Origin of the sequence: Sporosarcina gallistercoris (genome assembly GCF_050459885.1) — a bacterium.
Classification (GTDB): Bacteria; Bacillota; Bacilli; order Bacillales_A; family Planococcaceae; genus Sporosarcina; species Sporosarcina gallistercoris_A.
Window position 1 is genome coordinate 136780 of record NZ_JBCMNO010000007.1, and the last position, 19776, is coordinate 156555.

Sequence of the window (19776 nt, forward strand, 5' to 3'; positions counted from 1 at the left end):
ACCACTAAAAGAAAAAACCAGCCACATCGGGCTGGTTTTCGTGTCAATTCATTGTTTCGTATAATTCTTGAACAGGTTTCATCAAAATCCGGTTGATTTCTTCGATCACTCCGCTTAGCTTCATTTCCGCTTCCAGCATAGCCATGATTTTAGGATTTTGCTGAGACAGCTGTGCAGTCTTTTGAGCATGCTCCAGTTCATCCGGCTGAATTTCTTCACCTGACATTTGTTTTTGCTGCAATGTCACTTGGATTTCACGGAAGTTACGGAACATCTCCAATGCGTCGGGGTCCGCCTTGACGTTTTCAATCGCCTCTTTAACCTCTAAAAATTCGTTTGTCGTGCGAAGTGATTCTTCCAGCTTATTAATGTCATCATAAATATTGACTGCCATGTAAAATTCCCCCTAAGTAAGATTTGTAAAGTATACAATGAGACCTTGCACAATTCCAATGATACCACCTAATAGTGCACCAAGGACGGTAATCATCTTAAATTCACGTTTTGAAATACCCAGAACGAGATCTTCCAGAACGGAAACCGGAAATGTATCTACCTGTTCCTTAACTATCTGATCCAGTTTCAATCGTTTCAAGGACTGTTCCAATTGAATCTCCGCTTGTGTAAACGCAAACTCGATGACGTTAGGCGTCAAGTTGTTTGCAGTCCATGCAGCACCAGTCGGCCAGTAATAGTGAATCGGCTTTGCCAGTCGATTGGCTACATCCAATTCTTTCAGCAAGTAGTTGTGCAGCGATACCCCCAGTCCATCCCAGTCAAATCCGCCTACCAGTTCTTCCATTGGGCGCTGCTTCAGTTTCGTCCATTCTTTCAGAAGCATCGTTTCAATAAGCTGCGATGTTCCAGGGGCGGCAATGAACTTCTTCGCCTCCCGCTGTACTTTTTCTACAAGTGAGTTCGAGTCTCCGAAAAACATGTTGACCATTCCGCCAAGCGTTCCTTTTGACTCCAGGAAATCCGTTATCAGTCGTTGAAACATCAATTTCCCTTCGTAGGAGTCCACGAATTGATCCGCTCGGGTCAATACATAAGAAGTTACAGTCGGAATATGTGTTTCTGCTTCCAGTAGCCATTTTTCAGGTACTTTTTCTTCTACAGTTCCCGACAAAATCGCCTGCTTCGCTGCTGCAAATCGAGCATCAACGAGCTCACCGGTTTTTCTTTCCAGAACCAGATCCATATCTGACACACCGGCGAGTCCAAGCCATTCTGCAAGTGTCCGCTCAGAATCGAATACTTCCTTTTCTAATCGGCTTTGCACGAACTGCTCCGCTTTAGCTGCCATGTCAGGTGTCAAGAGCCGCTTCCGGAATGTATCCGGCGTCAGTAAATAATTTGTTACGGTACGTCCAAGCTGAACTGCTAACTCATCACGTCGTTTCGGGATAAGACCCGGGGTAAATGGAACCCTCCAACTGCCGATATATTTTGCCTCGTGAGGTCGAAATAACATCTTGATAGCCAGGTGGTTCGTGAAGCCCCCGATCACTGCTCCGATAAGTGACATGAACAAAAGAATCCATAAAAATTCCAATCGCTTCACCTTTTCCTGTTCAATTTCTTTCATCTTATAACAGAACTGCATGCTTCACCAACTAATTAGGCTGTCATTCGTGCATCGAGGATTGGCTGATTTTGTTTTGAATATTTAGTATGATGAACAATAGAAACGTGAATTGAAGAAAGGATGATTCCATGGAACGAACTGTTCAAGATGCACTTGGCAGAACCGTCACCTACACATACCCGCCGAAACGTATCGTATCCCTATGTCCAGGCATTACAGACACTTTGTTTACTTTACAGTTGCAGGATGAGATTGTGGGAAGGACCCGATTTTGTATTCATCCCTCTCCCGCTGTATTGGATGTGAAAGCCGTTGCTGGCACGAAGGATATTCAATTGGATGCGATTTTGCAATTGAAACCGGATCTAATCATCGCTGAAAAGGAAGAAAATACGAAACAGATCGTCGAAACTCTTGAACAGCACATCCCGGTTTACGTAGCAGAAGTACAATGCGTGCAAGAGGCGTATAAAATGATTGAAGACATAGGTGATGTAACCGATCGACGTGACCAAGCCCAAAGCCTGATATCTGAAATCCGAGAAGGTTTCCATTCACTTCAAAGGATTACGTCTGGAAGTGTCTTATATGTAATTTGGAAAAAGCCTTATATGGCAGCCGGGCGTACTACGTATATCAATTCCCTTCTTGAAACACTCGGTTTTTCGAACCCAGTCAGCGCATTCCCGGGTAGATATCCGGAACTTACGACTCATGATTTTCAATCTGTCAATCCGGACTTGGTCCTTTTAGCTTCAGAACCGTATCCTTTCAAGGAGAAACATATCCCTGAGTTTCAAAATCTGTTACCTAATGCAATGATTTTGCCTATTGACGGTGAGATGTTTTGGTACGGACCCAGAATGTTAGAAGCGATATCCTACTTCAAGGAACGGCTTAGATAAGCCTCTTGTTTATTGGAAAACCATTTTCACCACTTTTCCATTTCTTACTACAACGCGACATATTTACACATATCCCATTTAGTGCTATAGTTGTCCTACAGACATACCTTTTATCATGGATATCGAATTTTCTACAGGGCTTTTAGTAATGAAAATTCTTTTCCACAGATACTCTGTCGAAGGACATGTTGACAGCGCGCTGTCTCTTAAACTTTGCATTTCTGATTGGCCTCAGGAATTCAGTTCGCATCATATACATACAAAAACCACCTTCCGCATGACTACGAAGGGTGGTTTTTGTCAATTCAAGAGAGTGCATTGTAAATTGTGGACATTCGGATTGCGTGCTCCATTTCATCGTGAAGTGCGATGAAAAGAGGATTATACGCTTCTTCAATAGGTATTGTCAGCAACATCTCTTTGTAGGTTTCGATGTCGTCCAACTCATCAGCCAGTGCTTTTTGGACGCACTGCTTGGCATCGTAACACGGCACTGGACGCTTCGGATTAGGAACATACGAACCCGTCAGTATATAATGGAGCTGTTGAAACATTTCGTAATGACTTTTCTCATCTTCATATACGTGGCGGACAAAGTCTTTCCACATTGGCTCTTTTAGCTGATCGTGCAGAGATTTGTAAAAAAAGTAGGACCGATATTCATCTTGAATGGCTTGTTTTAGTTTTGAGACAAACACGTCACGCCCTCCTATACCGTTTAGTTCCAATGTATGCGAAGGAGAATTGAATCATGAAAGGGGTAGTATAATATGTTACAGCATTTCCGAGTACGGCCCATGTTCGAAGGGGGACAACTGCCAGGTTGGACATTCTCTTTTCAACAAGGTGCTGAGCGATTTACAGGTGATTATATGCCCGATGGGACAATCAAATGGACGACTCCCGCTCCAACTGATGAAGAATCCGTGAAAAAAATGGTTCATGAGCTCATGACTTTTCACGTATATGAATAAGGAGTTCTTTTTTGCACAAACTCTCTATATGAACGAGTATTGGAGGGACTGTAGATGAAGGAAAAAACTCCTGAGCAGTTGGAAAAGGAAAAACAGCAGCTGCAAGTCGAAAACCAAAAAACGGAAAATGTCTTTGAAGATAAAAGTCGTATGACCGACGAACAGAACGCGTGGAAAGAAACACAACCTAAGCGGATGTAGATGTCGGATTGATACTATAAAGGGCTATTCCAAAAGGCGCATCTAACCTTTTTGGAATAGCCCTTTCTTTTCAAGTTATGATTTGGGATTCTAACGTGCGCTTTTCTTGAGGATCTATTCCAGCCTTAATCCCATAGAATACTGGTCGTGCACCTGTTGCAACGTCACGAACGTAGATCAACTCAATCTCCTAGGGCCCCTACCTCTTCGCTGACTCACACACCAAACGAATGGGACAGAATAATCTCCGAAATTAGTCTATGGATAGGTTTTGTTTACCGATCACTACATAGTAATAAATGGAAGATATCACATAGAGCACTGCTGTGATGCTGAATGCGATTGCATAGCCCCAATAGAAACCTTGTGCCACTACGAGTCCTGTTGCGATAGGGGCCGTGGACGCCCATCCCAGTTGGAAAACGGTTTGATTCATCGAGTTGGCAAGTCCTCTATACTTATCGGAAACGAGCTCCATCGCAACCGCACTTTGAATCGGATTTCCCGCATTCATCAGCGCTTGGCGGAGTAAAAATCCGAGAGCCGCCAACATCAAGGAATTCGTGAACCCTGTAAGCAATAGGAACGGGATGGATAGTAACTGGAAAAGAATGAGCGCCTTCACTTTTCCGACCTTCTTCACAAGTACTGGACCAATGAGAGCCGCCACTGCAGTCATAGCAGAACCAAGGGATAAAATCAGACCAATAAATGAGTTTGAAGCACTAAATCGATTGGCAAAATACAAATTCAGATAAGGGACGACGAGACCAGACCCGATTCCGATCAGCAAGCCGGCAAATGAAAAGTGGAGAATGAGGATGAAATTCTTTTTGAAGCTGGTATCCTTCAATTCCTCAGGATTTGATATTGGTTCCTTCACGGCGGTTGTGCGTACTTGTACAGGAATCGGAGGTTTGTCTTGCAGTGCGAACAACGGCGGAAGCCCTAGCGCAAATACCCCGGCACCAATGTATAATGCCCAACGGATTGCATCTACTGCAGCCATATTCAGATACAGCTGCAATCCATCTGCCAATAATCCCCCTGCAAGACTGCCGACCACCTGTGAGATCGTGATGAGTGCAAACTGGATGCTGAATAGTTTGACCCGCTCAGAGGGGGCAGAGTTTTCTGCAAGGAACGGAATTCCAGACACTTGCACAAAAGCCATGAACACGCCTGTAAGCAAGGACACGAAAATTATAGGTTCTTCCATAACGGCAGCACTTCGCCAAAACAAAGTGATGACCGTAATTGCAGCCCCCCCTGTGATCATCCACTTGCGACCGAACTTATCACTTAAAAATCCGGCTGGAACAAGCATGATAGCGGTAGCAAGTGCTGTCATGGAGATAACCTTTCCGTTTACCGTTTCCGGCATGCCCAGTTCACGGATATATAAATTGTACATTACCATGAAGACGCCTAACCCGATTTGAATGAAGATATTTGCGAGTAAAAAGAATTTCACGTTCCGATTAAACGTGGAAATCGTTTTTTTCCAACCACGAATCAAGTTCAAAGGATGCCCTACTTTCTTATCCGGAAGTTTCGTTACTCTAAATATATGGGTTTTCTACAATGTACGCAATCTTTTTCGAAAGGTGATACGAACAGACAATCCATTGCCCAACTAATCACTTCTGCAAAGGCCTTGCCTTGCCGGTTCAAACGAGAGATCCACTACTCCATTTACTCAATAAAAAAAGCCGAAGCACGAGGGCTTCGACCTTTTACGATGAAACAGATATACCTGATTGCAGCTTATACATTTGTGCATATTGACCGTCTAGCAGAACCAATTCGTCGTGTGTCCCACTTTCCACAATCTCTCCGCGATCCAACACTAGAATTTTGTCCGCGTTTTTAATTGTTGAAAGTCTGTGCGCAATGATGAACGTCGTCCGCCCTTTTTTCAACACATCCATCGCATGCTGAATTATTTCTTCCGTCTCTGTATCAATATTTGACGTGGCTTCATCCAATATTAAAATCGCAGGGTCGAAAGCGAGCGCACGCGCAAAGGAGATAAGCTGTCGCTGGCCACTTGAAAGGGTGCTCCCTTTTTCAACAACCGGCTCTTCTATTCCTTGCGGCAAATGTTCCAGAACACGTTCTCCACCGACCGCTTCCAGCGATTCCCGGACTTTCTCTCTGGAAATCCGTGCGTCTCCAAGGCTGATGTTCGATTCAACTGTCCCTGTAAAAAGATACGGATCCTGCAGAACAATCCCCATATGACTTCGGATTGTCTGGCGGGGCAAGGAAGTAATATCATGACCGTCGATCAAGATTTTACCTTTAACCGGATCATAGAATCGGAATAGCAAATTCATGATAGAACTCTTGCCTGAACCCGTATGCCCCACAAGGGCTACGGTTTCTCCGCGCTTCGCTTCAAATCTAATGTCCTTTAGAACGTATTCTTCTTCTTTGTACGCAAACCACACGTCTTCAAATGTGACATTCCCCTCGTATCGATCCATTCGCTCATCACTGACAGGTTCCCCTGAGCGGTCCATCAGCTGAAACACCCGCTCTGCAGCAACTAATGAGTGTTCAAGTCGCGCAAACTGGTTCACGATACCCGTCACAGGGTTGAAAAGACGCGTAATATAGTCGACAAATGCATACAGCAATCCGACAGATATGACGCCTCCTGTTGTAATCGAAGCACCAGCGAAATACCAGATGAAAATAACGAATGTCATGGACCGTATCGCATTGACCAAGTTATGGGATGTGGCAGCTTCCACTTTAAGTAACTTTGTTTGGTATTCGTAATGCGTCGTATTCAATTCTTCAAATTCATCTTCCATCTGCTTCTCTCGTCCGAACGCCTGGATAATTGTCATTCCGTTAATGGACTCATTTATCATCCCATTCATGTCACTCACTTTTGAACGAATGACGTGATTGACCTTGGAAGCGAATTTCCGATAAAGGATCATCCAAATGTAGAGAATCGGTAACACTACGAGAAGAATCGCTCCCATTTTCGGATCCAGACTGAATAAGGCAATATAGATTCCAATAATATACATGCCGCTAATCGCGAATTGGGAGACGACCGTTACGTACAAATGACGGATAGCTTCCGTATCATTGGTAACGCGCGCCACGACCTTGCCTGCAGGCAAATTATCGAAATAACTGATGGGCAGCGTTTGAATATGTTGATACAGTTCATTTCTCATTTTCTGGACTATCCGGTTCGCTGTCGCCTGCAGTAACAAATACTGTCCATACCTGAAGATGGCTGTAACAACCGCTAGACCAAAGAAGATGGCAAGAAGTTTTGCAATCGGTTCAAAATCGATGCCGCCTGTAGCCGCACCCGCTATATGATTATCAATTATTTGTTTCGCAATGATCGGTCCAAGCAAGTCGGCTCCAACCGCTATCGCAAGTAGTGCCATTCCGCCAATGAAATACCCTTTGAACTGCAATGCATAATTCACTAATCGTTTACCTGTCGTCATTATTCTCCCCCTCCGATCTGCTGGCGATCATACTGTTCCTTGTACCAGCCGTTCATCGAGAGCAAGTCTTCATGGTTACCTTCTTCAGTCACACGGCCATCCTCTAGCACAATAATCCAATCCGCATGCTGAATCGCTGACAACCGGTGAGTCGTAATGATTGTCGTTTTTCCGCTTCGTTCGTTTTGGATGTTCTCAATAATCCGAGTTTCCGTTTTTGCATCCACTGCGGATAACGAATCATCCAATACAAGTATTTCCGGATTTTTCACAATGGCACGCGCGATAGAAATCCGCTGCTTTTGACCACCGGAAAGGGCGACTCCCTTTTCACCGACAAGCGTTTCCAGCCCTTCCGGCAATAGTTCTAAATCTTTTTCAAAATGGGCGAGACGAATTGCCTCTGCGATGTCATGCTCATCTGCATCCGGTTTACCAAACAAAATATTGTCGCGCACCGAGCGTGAAAACAATACATGATCCTGCGGCACGTAGCCAATCCAGTTACGCACCTGCTCTTTGGTCATTTCATCGAGACGATTTCCGTCAAATGAAAGCAAGCCTTCACCTACTGGATATTCACGCAATAACTGTTTAACGAAAGTCGTTTTTCCACTTCCGGTTTTACCGACGATACCGAGAGTTTGACCACCAGAGAGGTTCACACGGATCTGATCCAAGTTTTTACGGTCCGACGTCGGATACGCGAAACTGAAGTCCTCAAAGCCGATTACTCCAGGCCGGTTCATTTGAACAGGCATTGCCGGGTCCCTGACATCTTCGATTGCGTCCAAGGTTTCTTGAACACGATCGAGGGATGCATTCCCACGCTGCATGACATTGATGAGTTCGCCAATGGCAAACATTGGCCAAACGATCATTCCTAAATATACGTTGAAAGTAACCAGCCCGCCTAGTGACATTTCTCCAACCGAAACCAGATAGGCTCCATAACCGAGACCGATCATATACGATAACGATGTCATGATCTTCGATATCGGGGTGAACAATGCGTCAATCCGCTCAACTTCCATATTCTTCTGATAAACGTCTTCCGTCGCATCTGCAAAACGTTGCTCCTCAGCCCGTTCCTGTACGTATGCACGCACCACGCGCACACCGGCTACAGCTTCCAGCACGTCATCATTCAGGTCACCGAATGCCTTTTGTGCAGTAACGAATTTCAGGTGGATTCGTTTTCCAAGCACTTGCATTAAATAAGCTAATATCGGTAATGGTAAAATTGCTGCAAGTGTCAGCTTCCATGATACGAGGAACCCCATCATGACAATAAGAGTGAACAAATATACTGTGGAGTCAATCAGCGTCATGATTCCAAAGCCGGCTGTTTCAGAGATGGCTTGCAAATCATTCGTCGATCGGGCCATCAGATCCCCTGTTTTGTTCCGTTGGTAAAACGTAGGTGTCATCTTTAGAAAATGACGCATTAAATTTCCACGTAATTTTCTTTCAATCACATTTGCTCCGCCGAACAATTGGTATTGCCAAACGTAATCTGCAATATACCCCAGGATAATGATGAGCAGCATAACGCCGATATACGTCCAAAGCAATTGAGTATTCATTGTATTCAAATGGATTCCATCAATCGCCTTACCGATGATCCATGGAGGGATAATTCCCAGGATACTTGACATGATAAGTAAAACGAGTGCAATGGTATAGCGTTTCTTATTCTCTTTAAAAAACCAACTTAATTTCCCTAAAACCGAAAACATACTAATCTACGACCTTTCTTGGAGCAACTTCGGCTATCCGCCTTCTGGTGTCTCCTTTTTAAGCAATTTGATAGGATGTGTCGTTTCTTTCATCACATCGATAGCTCCCCTTCCCTAGTAGTTGTATATGCAACACGCTACGCGTGAAAACATCACGATTTTAGTGAACATAAAAAGACACACGCTCCTCTTTCAGAAACGTGCGCCTGAAAAGGGAACGGTGCCCTATAACCCAACGATTTTAGATTCAATCTACTATAATCGAGGTGCGAAGGGCAAAGCTTTGAATTGAGTGAATTTGTTCACTGCACGGTTGTTCATGTCTAAGCCCTCCTTTTCCTTTCGAGTTTCGAATAATTCTAGATTATCACTTTCTTTTTCAGATTGTCAACACTTTTCATGAAATCTTTTGAAAATTTAAAGGGTTCTTACAGCGGTTTGCAAAGGAAAAATATTTGTATTTCTTCCTTTAACCATTTATGATTGGTTTAACTACCTAATTTTAAAACTACAGGAGGTGTACGCTTTGTTTCCCCCATTACTGGCATGAAACAAAGCACCCATTTGGATATTCCCATACGCTTGGCAGCATTTGCTGCCTTGATCGCCCTCACTGCATTTTTTGTTGCAGCTGAGTTTGCAATAGTGAAAGTCAGAATGACACGAATTGATCAGCTAGCTTTAGCAGGCAACAAAAAAGCAACGAATGCTAAGCGGGTTGTAGACAATCTCGATGAATACTTGTCTGCCTGTCAGCTCGGAATTACGATTACCGCACTCGGACTCGGTATGCTTGGTGAACCGACCGTTGCGTTAATGTTAGAGCCTTTGTTTACCTATTTGCAGTTATCAACTAGCATGACAGTCTTCCTTTCTTTTTCAATCGCGCTCATTGTTGTGACATTCTTGCATGTTGTCATTGGAGAACTCGCACCAAAAACGATAGCGATTCAGAAAGCGGAAACAATTACACTAGCATTTGCAAAACCACTCATTATCTTTTATCGTACGATGTATCCGTTCATTAAAGTACTGAATGGTTCAGCAAGACTAGTGACCCGATTATTCGGCTTTCGGACTATCCATGCAGCGGATGTAGCCCATACAGAAGAAGAATTGCGAATGATTTTGTCCGACAGCTTAAAAAGCGGGGAAATCAACCAATCCGAATACAAATATGTGAACAAGATTTTTGAATTCGATGATCGGATTGCAAAAGAAATCATGGTACCTCGAACGGAAATGATGACAATTGAAAAAGAGATGACTGCTGCTGAAATCTTCAACATGCCAGGCATCGAACAGTTTACACGTTATCCCGTCACAGACGGAGACAAAGACCATGTCATCGGTTTAGTGAACATGAAACATTTGCTCACTGCCTACATTAAAAACCCGAAAAACGGAGAGTTGCCAGTCACTGCATATATGCAGCCTATCATCCGTGTCATTGAAACGATGGCAATCGGAGATTTACTGCTAAAAATCCAGCGGGAACGCATTCATATGGCCATTCTTATGGATGAATACGGCGGCACATCAGGGCTTGTGACGATTGAAGACATTTTGGAAGAAATCGTTGGGGAAATTCAAGATGAATTCGACAAAGACGAACTGCCGGACGTTCAAGTCGTGGGCGAAGGGCACTTCATCCTAGATGCAAAAATGCTTTTGGATAATGTGAACAATACATTAGGCATCGAACTCGACGAAGAAGATATCGATACAATCGGCGGCTGGTTCATGTCCCAGCGTTTTGAGGCCATTCCTGGTGAAAAAATCATTGAACAAGGCTATGAATTTTCCATCAAAGATGTGGAAGGGCACCATATTCTCTATCTGGAAGCTGAGAAGCTTGAGGATAAGGAAGCGGACTTGGAAGATGAACTAATTTAACAAAAAGACGACTCCAACTTGGAGCCGTCTTTTTTATTGGTCAGGATTTTTCGAGAAGTATTCGACCCGATAGATATCTCGACGCCGGTCTTTCAACTGTTTGACTGTCCCATCCTGCCGTTGACGTTTAAGAACTTCTAAGTCTACATCCCCTATCAACACAGTTTCCAGGTTTGCGTTCGCTTCTCCGACTATGCCATCTCTTGCAAATTCGAAATCGGATGGTGCGAATATAGCGGATTGTGCATACTGGATGTCCATATTGACGGCTTGAGGCAAGTTCCCGACCGTTCCGGAGATGACTGTATAAATTTGATTTTCGACGGCACGTGCTTGTGCACAGTAACGCACTCGCAAATAGCCTTGCCGGTCCTCCGTACAAAAAGGAGTGAAAATGATGTTCGCACCTTTTTCCGTTGCAATACGAGCCAGTTCAGGGAACTCGATATCGTAGCAAACTTGAATTGCAATTTTCCCGCAGTCCGTATCAAAGACCCTCACTGAATCGCCAGCGCTGATTCCCCAGTACTTCTTCTCATTCGGGGTGATGTGGATCTTATATTGTTTATCAATCGAACCGTCACGTCTGAAGAGGTAAGAGATATTGTAAATTTCCTCGTTCTCTTCTTCGACAAAGTGGGACCCGCCAATAATATTAACGTTATAACGGACCGATAAGCTATTGAACAGTTCGATATACTCCTCTGTGTATTCGGAGATCTTACGCACGGATTGACTTGCGGAAGGTTCGTCCAGGAAGGACATGAGCTGTGTCGTGAATATTTCAGGGAAAACGACGAAATCTGAATTGGCGTCTGCCGCAACATTTACAAAGTATTCCACTTGGGAAGCGAGTTCCTCAAAACAGGAAATTTTACGCATCAAATATTGAACGACACAAATACGGACTGGATAGCTCGTCTTATAGTGACGTTTGGAAACGGCCCTATAATCGATATTATTCCATTCCATTAACGTTGCATAACGCTTCGAAGCCTTATCATCCGGTAAATAGTTCGGATTGATGCGCATGAGTGTGAAGTCATTCATCAGCTGGAATGTTAAAACCGGATCATAGATGCGGTGTTTCGCAACCGAATTGACGTACTCTCTTGGAGACATCTCATCGGAATACTTATGATAGTTTGGAATCCGTCCCCCAATGATGATGGATTTCAAATTCATTTCACGAGCAAGCTCTTTTCGAGCCTCGTAAAGCCGTTCACCGACCTTCATGCGTCTGAATTCAGGATGCACCATCACTTCAATCCCATACAGGTTGTACCCTTCAGGATTGTGGTTTGTTATGTACCCATTATCAGAAATATCGTCCCATGTATGACGATCATCATACTCGGCAAAATTCAAAATCAGACTTGAACATGACCCAATTATCTTTCCATCCAGTTCAGCAACGAACTGACCTTCCGGAAAAACAGTCAAGTGACTCTCCAAGTGTTCTGTTTCCCAAGGATCCATGCCAGGGAAACAAGCTTCCTGCATCTCTAAGATCTCGGGGATATCGGACATCTTCATTTGCCGAACGATCATGCTTATTTCAAATGATGATAAATCAAATTCTTCACTCAACAAAAATCACCTCTCTACCTTTAATACCCTCTTTTTTAAAACTCATACCCGATAATAGCAAAAAATTCGGTTTCCCTCTATAATAAGGAGTTGAAATCGCCGAGAGGAGCGCACGAAATGAACAAGCGTCTAGAAAATTTGTTACTCCTGATTTGGACAGTTGCGTTAGTCGCGACATTGGGTTCCTTATACTATTCCGAAGTTAAAGGATTCACCCCTTGTCTATACTGTTGGTACCAGCGTATTCTCATGTATCCGATTGTTCTGATTGCGGGGATTGCACTCATTCAGAAGAATGGACGAATTTGGCTGACAACTGCCGCCTTCAGTATAATTGGAGTTTGTTTATCGGCTTATCATTACTTAACGCAAAAACTTACCTTGTTCCAGGAACATGCAGGCACATGCGGAGATGTCCCTTGCACAGCACAATACGTGAATTATTTAGGCTTTATCACGATCCCATTCATGGCATTCGTTGCATTTGCCCTTATTCTCATTGCAAGTGTCATGATGTCAAAACAGATGAAGGAGACGAAGTAAACTATGAAAAAATTATTGATCATTGGTGGAATTATCGTTGTGTTTTTTGTTGCGATCATCGCACTCACTACGGCTTCTAACAAATCGAAGTTGGCTGATAATCCATATGGAACAGACGATTTAGAACCGTCTACAATCGACTTGATTGGCAACGAGAACTATGACAGCATTGTGTTGCCTGATGCAGTATCCAAAAAGATCGAATCTGGGGAACCGACTACCGTCTATTTCTTCCACCCGGAATGTCACTACTGCTTGGAAATGACGCCCGTCCTGATGCCGATTGCAAAAGAAGACGGAGTGAAAGTCAACCAATACAATATGGCTGAATTCAAGAACCAGGCAAAAGAACAGTATGGTATTGAAAGTTATCCAACACTTGTCCAGTATGAGAATGGTAAAGAAGTTGGCCGTCTCGTTGGATCGCAACCAGCGGATAATATCCACGCATTCTTCAACGAGTTTTACAGTAAGTAAGCAATGGAAAAGAGGACGAATTGATGACAACGTTTACGTACACAGTGAAAGATTCCGATGGTACACTTGAGCAATTATTGCGGGATGATTGGAAGGCTGGAAAGAAAAACATTCATGAACTGAGAATGGCAAATGCAGTAACAGATTCCGATGGAGTCCCTGTCATATGGCGCACTCCACTAGTAGCAGGAACCGAGCTGACGTTCCATTTGCCTGAAGCACAATCTGAATATGCGCCAATGGATGTACCGGGCGTGCAAGTCCTTGCAGAAGATGACCATTTCATGGCTGTTTTCAAACCTGATGGAATTTCCGTTCATCCGGACGGAACAAGTCGCGAGGCAACCATGATGAATGCCGTGATTGCCCACGTACAAGCCGCAGGCGGGACGTATGCAGAGCATATCCAACGTCTCGATAAAGGAACGTCGGGAGTCGTCATTGTCGCAAAGCATCCAATGGCAAAAGCCATGTTTGACCGAATGATTGCTTCCAACGAGATTACTCGTCTCTATCATGCTGAAGTGGAAGGTCGATTGAAACGGTTGAAAGGCAGTGTTAATATGCCGATCGGTCGTGATCGACATCACCCAACGCGTCGCCGGATTTCAATGTCAGGTCAATCTGCGGTCACTCATTTCAAAGTGATTGAACGAAAAGAACAAACGACGATGATCGAAGCGACGCTTGACACAGGGCGTACCCACCAGATCCGTGTCCATATGGCGCATCTAGGTCATCCTGTCGTCGGAGATAACTTGTATGAGGCTGCGGCACTGCCAGACGGCACCTATCGTCTCACTGCTGTAGAAACTTCTTTCATTCACCCATTTACGGGCGAAAAGATAGTTATCACCATTTAACAAACTAGTAAAGCTGCACGGGATCCTTTCCCGTGCAGCTTTTTCATTCATCCGATCGTGTCCGGGTCTGTACCGGTCCGTTCGTTCCGATTCAGTTCATCGATCATTTTCATCTCTTCATCCGATAATACAAAATCCCCTATTTGACTGTTTTCTAATATGCGTTCAGGAGTAATGGATTTGGGAATGACGATTAAATCATTTTGCAAGTGCCAGCGAATAATTACTTGAGTAGCTGTCTTTTGATGCCTGTTTCCGATCTGTATTAACACAGGGTTATGAAGCAGCTTGCCTCGTGCAAGCGGAGACCAGGAGGTGACTGCAATGTTACGCTCAGCGCAATACTCCCGTAAAGGTACTTGGGTCAGTAAAGGATGCAGCTCCACCTGGTTCACCATAGGGGCAATATTCGCAGTGACGGCTAGTTTTTCAAGATGATGGATATGATGATTGGAAACGCCCGGTACCCTAATAAGTTTTTCTTCATATAGGCGTTCAATGGCACGATACGTGTCGACAAATGTCTCTCCAACCGGCCAATGTATTAAATATAAATCCAAATAGTCCATTCCTAATTTCTTTAAAGATACTTCAAATGCCCGAAGGGTTTGATCATATCCTTGATCGGTATTCCAAACTTTCGAAGTGACGAAAAGTTCATCGCGAGCAATTCCTGATGCTCGAATCGCTTCCCCTGTCTCCATCTCATTTTCATAAATAGCTGCGGTGTCAATCGCACGATATCCATGCTCCAATGCAAAAGTAATCGCATCTACCGTTTTCTTGGAGTCCGTCATTTTATAGACACCTAGACCAAACCGGGGCATCTGCACACCATTCGCAAGTTGTTTAGTTGCCGAATAAGTAGTTGTCATGTTGGTTCCACTCCTTCGCTTCTCATAATCACTCTCTTATCGTACCATTCGCAGATTGCGCTGCAAACGAAAACGCTGGAACGTTTGTCAAACAGATGTCACATATTTTAAAGTGAGTCATTTCCTTTTTGTTGCGGTTCCGGTATAATGATGTTAGAACAACTGATTCAACAGGAGGGTATCTGATGAGACTAATTCTAATCATGGGTGTCTGCTTCGCATTCCTATCTGCAATCTTCACAGGCGGTTATGCTGACAAGCCAGGCAAAGTGAAAAAATAAACACAGTAAAAAGGAAGCAGCTCAAATTGAGCTGCTTCCTTTTTTAATGCAAACTTGGATACCCTTGTTGTCTCAGCGCTTCATATACAAGTATCGCTGCCGTATTCGATAGGTTCAACGACCGGATATGATCATTCATAGGGATTCGGAGACACGTATCTGAATGTGCTTCTATAACCTCAGACGGCAATCCGGTAGTTTCTTTCCCGAACACAAAAAAGATGTCTTGGTCGATAGTTGAAAAGTTGAAATCGGAGTATGTGGTTGTCCCGAATTTAGTGATGAAATAAAAAACACCTTGCGGGAATCGCTCGAACAATTGATCAATGTTACTGTGATACGTAATATCGACATGTTCCCAATAATCCAGGCCTGCCCGCTTCAACATTTTATCATCCGTTGAAAAACCGAGTGGTTCAATTAAATGCAACTTTGCTCCAGTACCTGCACAAGTCCTTGCAATGTTTCCAGTGTTGGCAGGGATTAGTGGTTCAAATAGTGCGACATGTATTGGCATCATTCCACTTCCTTCTATTCAAGTACAGTCATCTTCGTGACTGCCTTTTTCATTTCTTCAATTACAGTATCATCCGCTTCTGTTTCTAAAAGACGTTCAAGTGCAGCTCTTCCCATTTCAGTTCCGATTTCACCTATAGCCCATGCACATGTATTGCGAATCATGGGACGCGGGTCTGTTTCAAGCAGCTGTACTAAATCCGGGATGGCACTTTCTTCTTTAAAATGCGCTAAAGCGAGGATCGCATTCCGTTGAATAGGATTCTTTCCGCGCCAGGAGCCCGACATATGCCCGAATGTTTCTTTGAACTCACGATTAGACATCTTTAGCATCGGTTGGAGAAGTGGCTTAACCAGTTCTGGCTCGGGTTTGAAATTCCCTTGTTCCAGATTATATTTGCGCTTGTTTTTTGGGCATACAGTTTGGCATGTATCACAACCATAGACACGATTGCCGACCTCTTTACGGAATTCCTCAGGAATTGGCTGCTTCGTTTGGGTCAAAAAAGCGATACAGCGCTGCGCATTCAATTGACCCCCTTGTATTAAAGCCCCTGTCGGACATGCATCCAGACAAAGTGTACAATCCCCGCATTGGTCTTCCATTGGTACATCCGGTTCAAAGGGTAAATTCGTGATCATCTCACCTAAATAGACATAAGAACCGAACTCTGGCGTAATGATAGAACAATTTTTTGCAGACCACCCGATCCCCGCACGTTCTGCTACTGCCCGATCGGCAAGTTCCCCTGTGTCCACCATTGATCTAGTTTTAACTTCAGATGAATGCTCTTGCAGAAAACTCTCCAGTAAAGCTAACTTTTCGCGTAAGACGGTATGATAATCGGTCCCCCAAGAGGCCCGGCAAAACATTCCTCGTCGTTCACCTCGCCTTCCCTTAGGCGCATCAGTCATCTTGGAAGGATAGGCAACCGCTATGGAAATAATGCTCTCTGCTCGATCTAGTAATAAAGCTGGTTCTGTTCTTTTTTCAATATCTTTTTCTTCAAATCCAGATTGGTATCCAAGATCCTGTTGACGTTTCAATCGATTTTTTAACTCTAAAAAAGGGGCAGCTGTCGTAAACCCGATTTTATCGATACCGATTTCCGTTGCATAGGCGACTAAGTCTCGCTGCAACTGAGCGATATTCACCATCTTCCACCTCCCTTATGATAAACTTGAGAAAAATAGGAACAGGGTGATTTTATGAAATTTCATATAGAACCTGCAATATTTGATGCAGTTCCTGATTTTAAAGTAGCCATCATCCATTATAACAGCACAACCGTATCAAATTCCCCTCAAATGTTAAAAGGAAGGCTTCAATTATTTCAAGAACAACTTTTTTTGAACTTGAAGAGCGCTCAATCAACGAGATAGAGGGCATCCAGGAATGGCGTAACGTTTGGAAAACATTCGGAGCAGACCCTTCACGCTATCGCCCTTCTGCAGAAGCATTGTATCGACGTGTCCGTAAGCAAGATTATTTTAAAAGCCATTCCAGTGCAATAGATTTGAATACTTTATTTAGTCTTCAATATGGAATTCCTTCAGGCATGTATAATCGTGAAGCATTGGTTGGGGATATCCGAGTGACAATCGGGCTTGCAGGAGAAGGCTATGATGGATTAAACGGCAGGTTCAATTCATTACATAACATGGTTATTCTGAAAGATGGCTACAGTCTTTTTGGCAGTCCTTATGTGGACTCCATCCGCAGTGCGGTCACGGAAGAGACAACAGAGATACTTCATGTATTGTTCCTAAGACCCGACATGAGTGTGGAAGAAGCACAACGCTTAGCGGATGCATGTCAAAGCATGTTTATCAGTATCAATGGCGGTGAGGCATCCCCTATGATTCTTCATAGGGGTGCTCCTTCTATCGATTTCACTGAAGTATCATCCCGTGAGAACCCTAACAAATGAACAAAATGATCCCTATTTCCACAAAAATGTTAACAGCTCCCCGCTAGCCACTCATAGCGGGTTTTTGTATGCCCATTGAACCGATCTCAAAAACGATGACAATAAAAAAAGAACAACCGAAGTTGTCCTTTTTGAGATACCCGAGGCCGGACTTGAACCGGCACGCCTTACGGCATCGCATTTTGAGTGCGACGTGTCTGCCATTCCACCACTCGGGCAAACTAGATATACAAATTAAACGGAAACCAATTAATGGAGGCGGCAACCGGAATCGAACCGGTGGTAAGGGTGTTGCAGACCCGTGCCTTACCGCTTGGCTATGCCGCCGTAGAATAATGGAGCGGAAGACGGGATTCGAACCCGCGACCCCGACCTTGGCAAGGTCGTATTCTACCACTGAACTACTTCCGCTAATAACTGGGGTAGCTGGATTCGAACCAACGAGTGACGGAGTCAAAGTCCGTTGCCTTACCGCTTGGCTATACCCCAAAAATAAAAAAGGGGCGGCTGAGGGGAATTGAACCCCCGAGTGCCGGAATCACAATCCGGTGCGTTAACCACTTCGCCACAACCGCCATATTGATAATGTTGTTTCTATTCAAGAGACAAGTAAGATAAATGGCAGGGGCAGTAGGAATCGAACCCACACCAAAGGTTTTGGAGACCTCTATTCTACCGTTAAACTATGCCCCTGTAAAAATGGTGGTGGGGGACGGATTCGAACCGCCGAACCCGGAGGGAGCGGATTTACAGTCCGCCGCGTTTAGCCACTTCGCTACCCCACCAAAGGGAATTTCATGGTGCCGGCGAAAGGACTTGAACCCTCAACCTACTGATTACAAGTCAGTTGCTCTACCAGTTGAGCTACACCGGCATATAAGATGGCTCAGGACGGAATCGAACCGCCGACACAAGGATTTTCAGTCCTTTGCTCTACCGACTGAGCTACTGAGCCATATTTTTTAAAAGAAAATGGCGGTCCCGACCGGGATCGAACCGGCGATCTCCTGCGTGACAGGCAGGCATGTTAACCGCTACACCACGGGACCATTTGGTTGCGGGGACAGGATTTGAACCTGTGACCTTCGGGTTATGAGCCCGACGAGCTACCACTGCTCCACCCCGCGATAATGTTAATTGTACGACTTAACATAAGCCTTGCTTACTGTTTTAGTCTTATTGCAAATTTACGAATTTCTTTTTAAGAAATAATGGTGGAGGATGACGGGCTCGAACCGCCGACCCTCTGCTTGTAAGGCAGATGCTCTCCCAGCTGAGCTAATCCTCCATAATACTATGTGCTGCTGGTATATCATATTCGTAACAAAGTAAATGGTGACCCCTACGGGATTCGAACCCGTGTTACCGCCGTGAAAGGGCGGTGTCTTAACCGCTTGACCAAGGGGCCATACTAGTTTAATAGAGAAGTTAACTGGCGGAGAGCAAGGGATTTGAACCCTTGAGACAGCGTTAACCGTCTACACGATTTCCAATCGTGCTCCTTCGGCCACTCGGACAGCTCTCCATTATGGCTCCGCAGGTAGGACTCGAACCTACGACCGATCGGTTAACAGCCGATTGCTCTACCACTGAGCTACTGCGGAATAGATATAACTATTAAAGGATTTTTCACTTAGTAGTGAAAGCCTAGCGACGTCCTACTCTCACAGGGGGAAGCCCCCTACTACCATCGGCGCTGAAGAACTTAACTTCCGTGTTCGGTATGGGAACGGGTGTGACCTCTTCGCCATCATCACTAGATCTTTTCACAACACAAGATTTATTATACCATACTCGAGTTGCAAACGCAAGTGTTAATTTCAATTTCTTTTTTAAAAAATTAATCACTCAAAACTGGATAAAACGGACATTGAATGTCAAGACAGCCTTACGGCTCTTTAACTTATATTTG

The 19776-nt window shown here is 44.3% G+C and carries 18 protein-coding genes, 15 tRNA genes and 1 rRNA gene; 8 read left to right on the forward strand and 26 right to left on the reverse strand.

The genetic code is table 11. From position 1 onward, the window contains the following. Window positions 1-43: 43 nt before the first annotated feature. Together ABE021_RS05530 and ABE021_RS05535 are read right to left on the reverse strand one after the other, a co-directional pair. On the reverse strand, window positions 44-394 hold the full coding sequence (locus ABE021_RS05530) for a YlbF family regulator (RefSeq protein ID WP_430287332.1): 351 nt from the start codon (window positions 392-394) through the stop codon (window positions 44-46). Between the two features lie 12 nt (window positions 395-406). Beyond that, entirely contained in the window at window positions 407-1588 is a 1182-nt protein-coding gene (locus tag ABE021_RS05535; protein WP_430287333.1) for a DUF445 domain-containing protein, read from the reverse strand. A gap of 128 nt (window positions 1589-1716) precedes the next feature. Here ABE021_RS05535 and ABE021_RS05540 point away from each other — a divergent pair, with 128 nt between their 5' ends. Continuing rightward, window positions 1717-2493, forward strand: coding sequence for an ABC transporter substrate-binding protein (locus ABE021_RS05540; RefSeq protein WP_430287334.1), 777 nt, complete (start codon window positions 1717-1719; stop codon window positions 2491-2493). 305 nt (window positions 2494-2798) lie between these two features. Here ABE021_RS05540 and ABE021_RS05545 read toward each other — a convergent pair whose 3' ends face one another. Then, window positions 2799-3191 carry a ferritin-like domain-containing protein gene (locus tag ABE021_RS05545; RefSeq protein ID WP_430287336.1) on the reverse strand — a complete coding sequence of 131 codons (393 nt, stop codon included), beginning with the start codon at window positions 3189-3191 and terminating at the stop codon, window positions 2799-2801. Between the two features lie 72 nt (window positions 3192-3263). Here ABE021_RS05545 and ABE021_RS05550 point away from each other — a divergent pair, with 72 nt between their 5' ends. Together ABE021_RS05550 and ABE021_RS05555 are read left to right on the forward strand one after the other, a co-directional pair. After that, window positions 3264-3467 (forward strand): YheE family protein, encoded by a 204-nt coding sequence (locus tag ABE021_RS05550; RefSeq protein ID WP_430287337.1) that lies wholly within the window; start codon window positions 3264-3266, stop codon window positions 3465-3467. Window positions 3468-3521: 54 nt separating this feature from the next. Next, window positions 3522-3668, forward strand: coding sequence for a hypothetical protein (locus tag ABE021_RS05555; RefSeq protein WP_251662412.1), 147 nt, complete (start codon window positions 3522-3524; stop codon window positions 3666-3668). Between the two features lie 253 nt (window positions 3669-3921). On the opposite strand, the gene ABE021_RS05560 is transcribed toward ABE021_RS05555, so the two are convergent. From ABE021_RS05560 to ABE021_RS05570, 3 genes are all read right to left on the reverse strand, one after another. Continuing rightward, window positions 3922-5193, reverse strand: coding sequence for an MFS transporter (locus ABE021_RS05560; protein ID WP_430287338.1), 1272 nt, complete (start codon window positions 5191-5193; stop codon window positions 3922-3924). A 211-nt stretch (window positions 5194-5404) separates the two neighbouring features. Further along, window positions 5405-7153: an ABC transporter ATP-binding protein gene (locus ABE021_RS05565; RefSeq protein ID WP_430287339.1), complete on the reverse strand. Its 1749-nt coding sequence runs from the start codon at window positions 7151-7153 to the stop codon at window positions 5405-5407. Beyond that, a complete protein-coding gene (locus tag ABE021_RS05570) occupies window positions 7153-8892 on the reverse strand; it encodes an ABC transporter ATP-binding protein (RefSeq protein ID WP_430287340.1) in 1740 nt (579 codons plus the stop codon). Before ABE021_RS05570 ends, ABE021_RS05565 begins: the two co-directional genes overlap by 1 nt. 546 nt (window positions 8893-9438) lie before the next feature. On the opposite strand from ABE021_RS05570, the gene ABE021_RS05575 reads away from it, so the two are divergent. Then, the gene (locus ABE021_RS05575; protein ID WP_430287341.1) at window positions 9439-10788 is read left to right on the forward strand and encodes a hemolysin family protein; all 1350 of its coding nucleotides are present in this window, start codon (window positions 9439-9441) and stop codon (window positions 10786-10788) included. A 33-nt stretch (window positions 10789-10821) separates the two neighbouring features. Here ABE021_RS05575 and ABE021_RS05580 read toward each other — a convergent pair whose 3' ends face one another. Continuing rightward, window positions 10822-12378: a GNAT family N-acetyltransferase gene (locus tag ABE021_RS05580; protein ID WP_430287343.1), complete on the reverse strand. Its 1557-nt coding sequence runs from the start codon at window positions 12376-12378 to the stop codon at window positions 10822-10824. A 117-nt stretch (window positions 12379-12495) separates the two neighbouring features. Here ABE021_RS05580 and ABE021_RS05585 point away from each other — a divergent pair, with 117 nt between their 5' ends. Genes ABE021_RS05585 through ABE021_RS05595 form a run of 3 tightly spaced genes read left to right on the forward strand, consistent with a single transcriptional unit; the run spans window position 12496 to window position 14261 of the window. Then, the gene (locus ABE021_RS05585; RefSeq protein ID WP_430287345.1) at window positions 12496-12921 is read left to right on the forward strand and encodes a disulfide oxidoreductase; all 426 of its coding nucleotides are present in this window, start codon (window positions 12496-12498) and stop codon (window positions 12919-12921) included. Between the two features lie 3 nt (window positions 12922-12924). Further along, window positions 12925-13398 (forward strand): thioredoxin family protein, encoded by a 474-nt coding sequence (locus ABE021_RS05590; protein ID WP_430287346.1) that lies wholly within the window; start codon window positions 12925-12927, stop codon window positions 13396-13398. Between the two features lie 23 nt (window positions 13399-13421). Beyond that, window positions 13422-14261, forward strand: coding sequence for an RluA family pseudouridine synthase (locus ABE021_RS05595; protein WP_430287348.1), 840 nt, complete (start codon window positions 13422-13424; stop codon window positions 14259-14261). A gap of 47 nt (window positions 14262-14308) precedes the next feature. Here ABE021_RS05595 and ABE021_RS05600 read toward each other — a convergent pair whose 3' ends face one another. From ABE021_RS05600 to queG, 3 genes are all read right to left on the reverse strand, one after another. Continuing rightward, window positions 14309-15136 carry an aldo/keto reductase gene (locus tag ABE021_RS05600; RefSeq protein WP_430287349.1) on the reverse strand — a complete coding sequence of 276 codons (828 nt, stop codon included), beginning with the start codon at window positions 15134-15136 and terminating at the stop codon, window positions 14309-14311. A gap of 324 nt (window positions 15137-15460) precedes the next feature. Continuing rightward, window positions 15461-15934, reverse strand: a complete 474-nt coding sequence (gene trmL / locus ABE021_RS05605; RefSeq protein WP_430287360.1) for a tRNA (uridine(34)/cytosine(34)/5-carboxymethylaminomethyluridine(34)-2'-O)-methyltransferase TrmL — start codon at window positions 15932-15934, stop codon at window positions 15461-15463. A gap of 14 nt (window positions 15935-15948) precedes the next feature. Beyond that, window positions 15949-17088 (reverse strand): tRNA epoxyqueuosine(34) reductase QueG, encoded by a 1140-nt coding sequence (queG, locus tag ABE021_RS05610; protein ID WP_430287362.1) that lies wholly within the window; start codon window positions 17086-17088, stop codon window positions 15949-15951. A gap of 233 nt (window positions 17089-17321) precedes the next feature. Between queG and ABE021_RS05615 the strand changes: the two genes are divergently transcribed. Beyond that, window positions 17322-17864, forward strand: coding sequence for a B3/B4 domain-containing protein (locus ABE021_RS05615; RefSeq protein WP_430287363.1), 543 nt, complete (start codon window positions 17322-17324; stop codon window positions 17862-17864). Between the two features lie 137 nt (window positions 17865-18001). Here the strand turns inward: ABE021_RS05615 and ABE021_RS05620 are convergent. The 16 genes from ABE021_RS05620 to rrf all read right to left on the reverse strand — a co-directional run bounded on the left by ABE021_RS05620 (window position 18002) and on the right by rrf (window position 19625). Further along, window positions 18002-18082, reverse strand: a tRNA-Leu gene (locus ABE021_RS05620). A gap of 35 nt (window positions 18083-18117) precedes the next feature. After that, a tRNA-Cys gene (locus ABE021_RS05625) sits at window positions 18118-18191 on the reverse strand. Window positions 18192-18200: 9 nt separating this feature from the next. Next, window positions 18201-18275, reverse strand: a tRNA-Gly gene (locus tag ABE021_RS05630). Window positions 18276-18281: 6 nt separating this feature from the next. Further along, window positions 18282-18353: transfer RNA gene (locus ABE021_RS05635), tRNA-Gln, on the reverse strand. Between the two features lie 13 nt (window positions 18354-18366). Further along, a tRNA-His gene (locus ABE021_RS05640) sits at window positions 18367-18439 on the reverse strand. A 44-nt stretch (window positions 18440-18483) separates the two neighbouring features. After that, window positions 18484-18557, reverse strand: a tRNA-Trp gene (locus tag ABE021_RS05645). Between the two features lie 7 nt (window positions 18558-18564). Beyond that, a tRNA-Tyr gene (locus tag ABE021_RS05650) sits at window positions 18565-18649 on the reverse strand. Window positions 18650-18662: 13 nt separating this feature from the next. Then, a tRNA-Thr gene (locus ABE021_RS05655) sits at window positions 18663-18738 on the reverse strand. An 8-nt stretch (window positions 18739-18746) separates the two neighbouring features. Further along, a tRNA-Phe gene (locus ABE021_RS05660) sits at window positions 18747-18819 on the reverse strand. 18 nt (window positions 18820-18837) lie between these two features. After that, window positions 18838-18913, reverse strand: a tRNA-Asp gene (locus tag ABE021_RS05665). Between the two features lie 3 nt (window positions 18914-18916). Continuing rightward, window positions 18917-18991, reverse strand: a tRNA-Met gene (locus tag ABE021_RS05670). An 85-nt stretch (window positions 18992-19076) separates the two neighbouring features. Continuing rightward, window positions 19077-19152: transfer RNA gene (locus tag ABE021_RS05675), tRNA-Val, on the reverse strand. 45 nt (window positions 19153-19197) lie between these two features. Then, window positions 19198-19272: transfer RNA gene (locus tag ABE021_RS05680), tRNA-Glu, on the reverse strand. 25 nt (window positions 19273-19297) lie between these two features. Beyond that, window positions 19298-19389 (reverse strand) — tRNA-Ser (locus ABE021_RS05685). A 4-nt stretch (window positions 19390-19393) separates the two neighbouring features. Next, window positions 19394-19468 (reverse strand) — tRNA-Asn (locus tag ABE021_RS05690). A gap of 41 nt (window positions 19469-19509) precedes the next feature. After that, window positions 19510-19625, reverse strand: a 5S ribosomal RNA gene (gene rrf / locus ABE021_RS05695). Window positions 19626-19776 lie beyond the last annotated feature (151 nt).